Raw genomic sequence first — 4,083 nt, 5'->3', positions numbered from 1 at the left:
TACTATCATTCTTCCAGGAAAACGGGTTTCTTTATGCATTCATTTTTGGATATTTATGAGTTTTGCAACACCCTCTGGTGATAAACCGTTTTCCGTTAGTAGCTTTAAATTGTAGTAGGTTTGTTCTTTATAATTTTGGATAGCGATTTCCCTCTGACGGATTTCATTCAAGATACACATTTGAACACGACCAGAAGCCAATAAAAATTGATTTTTTGCTAGTTTGGATGTACAGCCTCTTGTAACATTAATCCCTAGAATATAATCCAGGTATTGCCTTGCTTTAGCCGACTTTGCAAGCCCGTCATAATCCGTTAATGGTTCTAATCGATTCAATGCTCCTTCTAATTCTGCTGCCTCAAAAGATGACTTGTATACACGAGATTGCTTTTTATTTACCCCAGCATACTCTTGTTTTACTTTATAAACTGGCTGATAAATTAAGGGTAAATGTTCCAATTTAAATACCTTATACTTGGCATCCATCTCTTCCGGATGTTTTAACTCTAATAAATGCCCCCGGCACCAACTAATAATGTAATTTTCATTTTCATAGTAGCCATAATACGGCATACTTCCCGAATACTTTTGAGAGTTTCTAAATCTAGGTGATTTTAATAATTCAACAGCTACCTTCTGTTTTTCAGCAATAAATAATGTTTTCCCCATAAGTACTACCTCCTATTAATCTGCAATTTCAGTTTCACGCTTCCATTTCTTATTTCTCCGCTTTTTCATCATTCTGTGACCAAACAATAGAAACATGTTCAAAAAGACAGCTACAAGGAACATACAGCCCGCAAACAACCATACATTCATGGCATCCTCTCCTTTCCGTTCTATAAATAAGAAAGAGGGCTTTTTCTTTTGCCCTCTTTCATTTTTAGATATAAAAAAATCACTCTCCGTTATCTCAATTGAGTAACAAAAAATGATTTAATCTGGTGTTCCTGTTATAAAATTTTTCATCGTTCCATTTCCATTGTTTCTTTTTTTCTACCCGATTTCTTTGTAGACTTCGACTGATCTACATTACCACGATCTATTTCCTTTTCTTTTTCTTTATCATTCGTTTTTTTTCCATTCACCGGCTGAAACTTTTTATCAAAATCCGTTTCCTTTGAAGTTGTAGACTGATTCACCGTTATTCCTTCTTTCCCAAGTTTCTCATCCACCTGGTTTTCTAATTTCACTATATGTTCCTGGCTTACTAGCTCATTATCAATCGAAACATACTTTGTTGTATAATATCGCTCTTCAGCTTTTACACGAGTGACAATGCTATCAATATTATCTGGTGTCTCTTCATATTGTGAACGTCTGTATGCTTCGAATTTTCGGCTTAAATCTTTATCTAATGTAGTTGGCTCCTTTTCTTTTAAAGGCTGAATTTGTTGATCTAGAGAAGCGATAGGTGCATATCCATCTGTCTTCATTTCTTTATATAATTCCACTTCTTTTTCATTAAAAGAGTAATCTTTTTGTGCCTCCGCTTTATCAACTAAGAGTCCATATCGTTCATCTTTTACGATTTCATCTAGACTCATATTTACATCTTTTTCATAAACAACAAATGACAAATTTCCTCTTCCATCAAAGATAGAACTTTGATCCTTTTCATATAAATCTGGTTTCAAAATGTTATCTAAATAGACGTTTTCTCGTTTCCCGTTCTTTTCCATGAGTGAAACATATAAATCGTCCCGATTTGTTTTATCTTGATTCCATACAGACAAATAATTTATATCTTTCGTAACGGCATCCATCATGTGGATTCTTGCCAGTTCTTCATCTTGCATACCATTTGCTAATACTTCAATTGTTACTAAGTGGTTAGGTGTCTCTTTTGATTTTTCTAATGGATTTTCTTGTACTTTTTCCATCGGTATTTCTTTGTTATTTCTATGGTTCATTACCTCATCTCGTAACACTTGTTTCACTTCATCCGATAGATACCTTTTCTCGTTTAATACTTGTTCATACGGTGTCTTGTAGTCCCCATCACCCATATTCATACGATCCATACTCACAAGCTCCATTCTCCCAAAGTCCCTATCTACTTCTTTTGGAATGGCAATATGATAACGTGCTTGATCGTAAGGGATGGTTACACCTCTTTCTTTAGCTTCTTCTCTTGCTTTTTCAATACTTGCAATAACTTCAGCCATTTTTTCATTTGCTTCTCCAAATGGAATCAGTTGATTATTCTTAAAAGCTTCATTATCGCTCCATTGAACTAACATAGTTGGACGGTTAATTTCGTCCTGATTTAGTGCTGCATATTTTTCTTGATTCGCCTCGTTAAATGCATTAATAAATTCTTTATCACTCAATTTCTCTGCACCTTCTACAGGTTCGAACGCTCGGTTTTTATCTGCTTGTTCCCTTAACTCTGCAACAGAAACAAGCTCTTGTGTCGTATTACTTAAACTCATGTATTCCACCAATAAAATATTTTTTTCATTCTGTTTTTCATTTGCAAAGCTAGGTTGAGCATTTTTTTCTAGTCCAATTGGTGCAAGTATTTTTTCTTCAACCTGCTCATATTCAATCGTTGTATAATAACCATCCTCTTTATCCAACCCTTTAAAACTTGCCTCTTCTGCTACTGTATATCCATGACCCTCGACATGAAAAACTTCTTCATTGTGCTGTAATGGCTTACCTGTTTCTTGGCAATAAATCACTTCTGATTCAGATTTGGGATATAGTCCTTTATATTCAATATCATTATTCATTACTTCTTTATGTGCTGTTGAAATCCGATGATTAATTACATTCAAAGCCAAACTCACTGAATTTTGAAACCAAAAATCCTTATGATTTTCTTTCACATGCTCATTAACACAATCGACTTTTAAACGCTTTTCACGATCTAATGAAACCTTAGCGATTGGTATATCATTGAAACTATCTTCTAACAAATCAGCTTCATAATATGGCTCTAATGTATCCACAATTTTTTTAAATGTATCTTGTTCTCTGTTTGTACCAAATTCATAAACAATCTGTTCCATCTCCCCTAATTTCAAACGAATATTAGGATTTATTTCTTCTAATACACGATTATCTTCTGAAAGTTGAATTTCATAGTTTTCCCAATGTTTTTCAAAATTTAATCCAAGCCTTTCATTGATAAGTCGCTGCGCATTTTGTTGGATGCCTGTTAAAACTTCGAAATTGTCTCTTACATTTTCAGACACTTGTTTTGCCATATGATCTACTCCTTTTTCGTTTGTTTTTTCTTTTTCCAACGAGCTTTCAATTGTTTCAATAAATTCAATTGAAGTTTCATGTACTTCTTTCAATAATTTCGTTTTATCTTTCATTTCTTTTCCTTGTGTCCAGTTTGCTAAATACCCTAAAGAATATTCGCTCGTATCAATCCCAAAGTAAGAAGAAACGGCATAAGCTGTCATTTCTGCTTGAAACTCTTTTTCTGGTGCTGTGTAATTCATATGTGTCTCTGCTGTATGAAGTTTGGCATGCGCCAATTCGTGAAGAAGTGTTTTTACATTTTGTAATTCACTGTTTCTAGGATTCAAAGTAACCTCTTTTGTTAAGGTGTAACTAACCCCCTTTGCGACCCCAAGTTCTTGCTTCGGCTCAATAATTTTCACACCGTTTTTTTCCGCAATGGCTTCCATTCCCTTGTACAAACTCTTGTAATCTGTTACGCTCCCGTCTAGCCAACGATTCGGAAAAATACGAGGAAGATCTTCCGCTTTTGCGTTTGTTTGGGACACATCAAACACATGACCGACAGCAAAATATAAGCGACCTGGTTTCACTTCTACGCTTTTAGATTCAATTTGTTTTTTCTCTTGCGCACTTGCCTTTGTAACGGATTTCCATGTCCCATCTTTATCTTTAAATTTTGCTACAGTTCGGTTTGGAACAAGAATTTTGATTCCTTTCTCACCCTTCTTAACCGGAAATCCTTTTTCTTTCCAAAAAGAAAAGGAACCAACTGCACTGGCTCCCTGGAATTGACTCTGTATTAATGAAATGAGGGTGTTGCAAAACTCATAAATATCCAAAAATGAATGCATAAAGAAACCCGTTTTCCTGGAAGAATGATAG

At 34.7% G+C, this 4,083-nt stretch carries 2 protein-coding genes and 1 pseudogene; all 3 read right to left on the bottom strand.

The genetic code is table 11. From position 1 onward, the window contains the following. Positions 1–75 precede the first annotated feature (75 nt). Positions 76–669, bottom strand: a pseudogene (locus ACQRBL_RS30645) (DNA topoisomerase); the annotation flags it as partial. Between the two features lie 15 nt (positions 670–684). Then, the gene (locus ACQRBL_RS30640) at positions 685–819 is read right to left on the bottom strand and encodes a hypothetical protein (RefSeq protein ID WP_001103675.1); all 135 of its coding nucleotides are present in this window, start codon (positions 817–819) and stop codon (positions 685–687) included. A 146-nt stretch (positions 820–965) separates the two neighbouring features. Further along, positions 966–4,083: LPD25 domain-containing protein (locus tag ACQRBL_RS30635; protein ID WP_427736255.1), on the bottom strand; the 3,118-nt coding region annotated here is incomplete at its 5' end.

This window comes from Bacillus sp. AF62 (assembly GCF_050312695.1).
Lineage (GTDB): Bacteria > Bacillota > Bacilli > Bacillales > Bacillaceae_G > Bacillus_A > Bacillus_A cereus.
Note: the sequence above shows the minus strand (reverse complement) of the source record. Positions and strands in the feature narration are given on the sequence as shown.

Excerpts from the sequence above, each read along its gene's own strand:
- ACQRBL_RS30640 (WP_001103675.1), bottom strand. The coding sequence starts at position 819 with ATGAATGTATGGTTGTTTGCGGGCTGTATGTTCCTTGTAGCTGTCTTT.